Here is a 2,808-nt window from a genome sequence, read left to right as displayed (position 1 = left end):
ATTCAATAATAGGATCAGGGCCGGGATGTATTTCCGGCCCTTTTCTTTTTACACCGGTCCATAGGAGGTGCCCTCAGGATTTGTTATCTTGTGACATACACCTCACGCTTCCTATGAAAAACCGAATTCCTGGCATACTCGGCCTCTTGCTCCTTGTATTTTTATCCTGCAAACAGGAACCTCAAAAATCTGGTAAAGCACTGAATTCCCAAGAGGTGACAACCCAGGGGGAAGCCCACCGCCTGAAATTCCATTTCACCCCCCCTTCCAAGTGGATGAATGACCCCAACGGGATGTTTTACCTGGATGGGGAATACCACCTGAGTTACCAGTATTATCCGGACAGTACGGTTTGGGGGCCCATGCACTGGGGGCATGCAATCTCAAAGGATTTAGTATCCTGGGAGCACCTTCCCATCGCTCTGTATCCGGACAGTTTGGGGTATATTTTTTCCGGGGGTTCTGTGGTGGACCTACAAAACACCTCCGGGTTCGGGACCGCAGCTACTCCACCCGTCGTGGCCGCTTTTACCCATCACGATCCGGTAGGGGAGAAGGCCGGAACCACCGATTTTCAGACCCAGAGTATTGCCTACAGCCTGGATAAAGGCCGGACCTGGACCAAGTATAAAGGAAATCCGGTCGTCAAAAACGAAAAGGGGATCCGGGATTTCAGGGACCCCAAGGTCATCTGGCACGAAGGATCTCAGAAATGGATTATGACCCTGGCCGTCTACGACCGGGTACAGTTTTTTGCTTCCCCGGATTTAAAATCCTGGGAATATCTCTCTGAGTTTGGTATACCCGGGGATTCGCGCTTGTGGGAGTGCCCGGATTTGTTCCCCCTGGAAGTCGCCGGGACCGGGGAAACCCAATGGGTACTCCTGGTCAGCATACAGCAGGACGCTCCCAACGGAGGTACGGCGACGAGTTATTTTATCGGGGATTTCGATGGCAACCGTTTTCTCGGCAACCCGGAAGACCAGAGATGGCTGGACTGGGGAACGGATAACTACGCTTTTGTCACCTGGGATAACGCGCCGGGGGAAGATTCTGAGCGTCTGGGTATAGGTTGGATGTCCAATTGGCAATATGCCCAGGATGTGCCGACGGTGGCCTGGCGCTCGGCTATGACGGTACCCCGTGTGTTGCAGCTGGAAGCTGAAGGGGAAGGCTATGCGCTGCGCTCCAATCCGGTGGTATCTCTGAAGGGCCTGCGCGGGCCAAAGACAGACCTGCCAACACTTGAGATACGAGGCGAACAGGAGGTGACGGGATCTTTCACTCCCTCCCAGTGCGAAATCATCTTGAAAACAGACCTTGCCAGGACTACGGCTGAGCTTTACGGAATCACTTTATCCAATAGTTCAGGGGACCGGCTGATCCTGGGTTTTGACCGGGTCAATAATGAAATGTGGCTGGATCGTCGCGGCTCCGGCCCGAAAGGTTTCTCCGGGGACTTTTTTAAGGGTCCCCATAAAGCCCCCCTGAATTTAGGGCCCGATGGGGATCCAAACCTGAGGATCCTCCTGGATGAGGCTTCTATTGAGGTGTTCGGGGAAAACGGGCGCCTGAACTTCACAGAAATATTCTTTCCTTCAGAGCCTTATGACACCCTCACCTTCTGGGCAGATGAGGGCGAATGGACGATGGAGTCCTCCACAGTCTATGCTCTGAAAAGTATTTGGTAAACAAAGGTTTATCAAATAACTCCTATTGATTTCGGGATGATCTGGGTCATATCCTGAAACCCGTACATACCCTATTTTTACTATTGATATGGACCCTGACAAATCCATAGTGCAAGGGATACGAGGATTTCTTATAGAAACCGGGGAGCTTACATATTTTGCCGGCCGGTTCTTCAAAGAAGTCTTCAGACCTCCTTACGAGTGGAGGGAGTTTTTCCGGCAGTGCTACCAGATGGGGAACCGTTCCCTGATGCTGGTCCTGGTTACAGGTTTTATCATAGGGCTGGTGTTGACACTACAATCCAGGCCTACCCTGATTGAGTTCGGGGCGGAATCCTGGATGCCCAATATGGTGGGGATTTCAATTGTACGGGAGATCGGGCCGGTGATCACAGCCCTGATCTGTGCCGGACGGATTGCGTCCGGAATAGGGGCTGAACTCGGTTCCATGCGGGTTACAGAACAAATCGATGCCATGGAGGTTTCGGGGACGAATCCCTTTAAGTACCTGGTGGTGACCCGTATCATGGCGACGACACTAATGCTTCCCCTCCTGGTGATCTTCGGGGATATTATCGCCCTTTACGGGTCGGCCCTGGTGGAATACCTCAAGGGGGGGATGAGTTTCCAGTTGTACTTCAATATGGTTTTTGACGCCCTCTCCTTTGGGGACTTTATACCGGCCACTATTAAATCTTTCTTTTTTGGATTTGTGATCGGCCTGGTGGGTTGTTACAAAGGGTACTATTGTAAAAAGGGGACGGCCGGAGTGGGAAAAGCGGCAAATACAGCCGTGGTTACGGCCTCGCTCCTGGTCTTTTTTGTGGATTTTATGGCAGTATTTATCTCGGATATTTTTTATCAACTCTGACCTATGGAAGCTGCAACAAAAAATAAGGATACGCAAACAAAAGCCTCGGGCCGAAAGGAGATGATTCGGATCCGGGACCTTCATAAACGCTTTGGGGAGAACCACGTACTCAGAGGGTTTAACCTGACCCTCTACCAGGGCGAGAACCTGGTGGTCATGGGAAAATCAGGCTCCGGAAAATCGGTAATGATCAAATGCCTTGTCGGGTTGATAGAGCCAGACGAGGGCCTGGTGGAGGTTCTGGGC

At 51.7% G+C, this 2,808-nt stretch carries 3 protein-coding genes; all 3 read left to right on the top strand.

The genetic code is table 11. The features are described 5' to 3' along the window. The first annotated feature begins 113 nt into the window (after positions 1–113). A complete protein-coding gene (locus WBV75_RS11275) occupies positions 114–1,691 on the top strand; it encodes a glycoside hydrolase family 32 protein (protein ID WP_424120699.1) in 1,578 nt (525 codons plus the stop codon). Between the two features lie 88 nt (positions 1,692–1,779). After that, the gene (locus tag WBV75_RS11270) at positions 1,780–2,562 is read left to right on the top strand and encodes an MlaE family ABC transporter permease (RefSeq protein ID WP_424120698.1); all 783 of its coding nucleotides are present in this window, start codon (positions 1,780–1,782) and stop codon (positions 2,560–2,562) included. A 3-nt stretch (positions 2,563–2,565) separates the two neighbouring features. Continuing rightward, on the top strand, positions 2,566–2,808 hold a 243-nt coding region (locus tag WBV75_RS11265), incomplete at its 3' end, for an ATP-binding cassette domain-containing protein (protein WP_424120697.1).

This window comes from Robiginitalea sp., assembly GCF_049588695.1.
Lineage (GTDB): Bacteria > Bacteroidota > Bacteroidia > Flavobacteriales > Flavobacteriaceae > Robiginitalea.
Note: the sequence above shows the minus strand (reverse complement) of the source record. Positions and strands in the feature narration are given on the sequence as shown.

Coding starts and splice junctions, on each gene's coding strand:
- WBV75_RS11270 (WP_424120698.1), top strand. CDS start 1,780: ATGGACCCTGACAAATCCATAGTGCAAGGGATACGAGGATTTCTTATA.
- WBV75_RS11275 (WP_424120699.1), top strand. CDS start 114: ATGAAAAACCGAATTCCTGGCATACTCGGCCTCTTGCTCCTTGTATTT.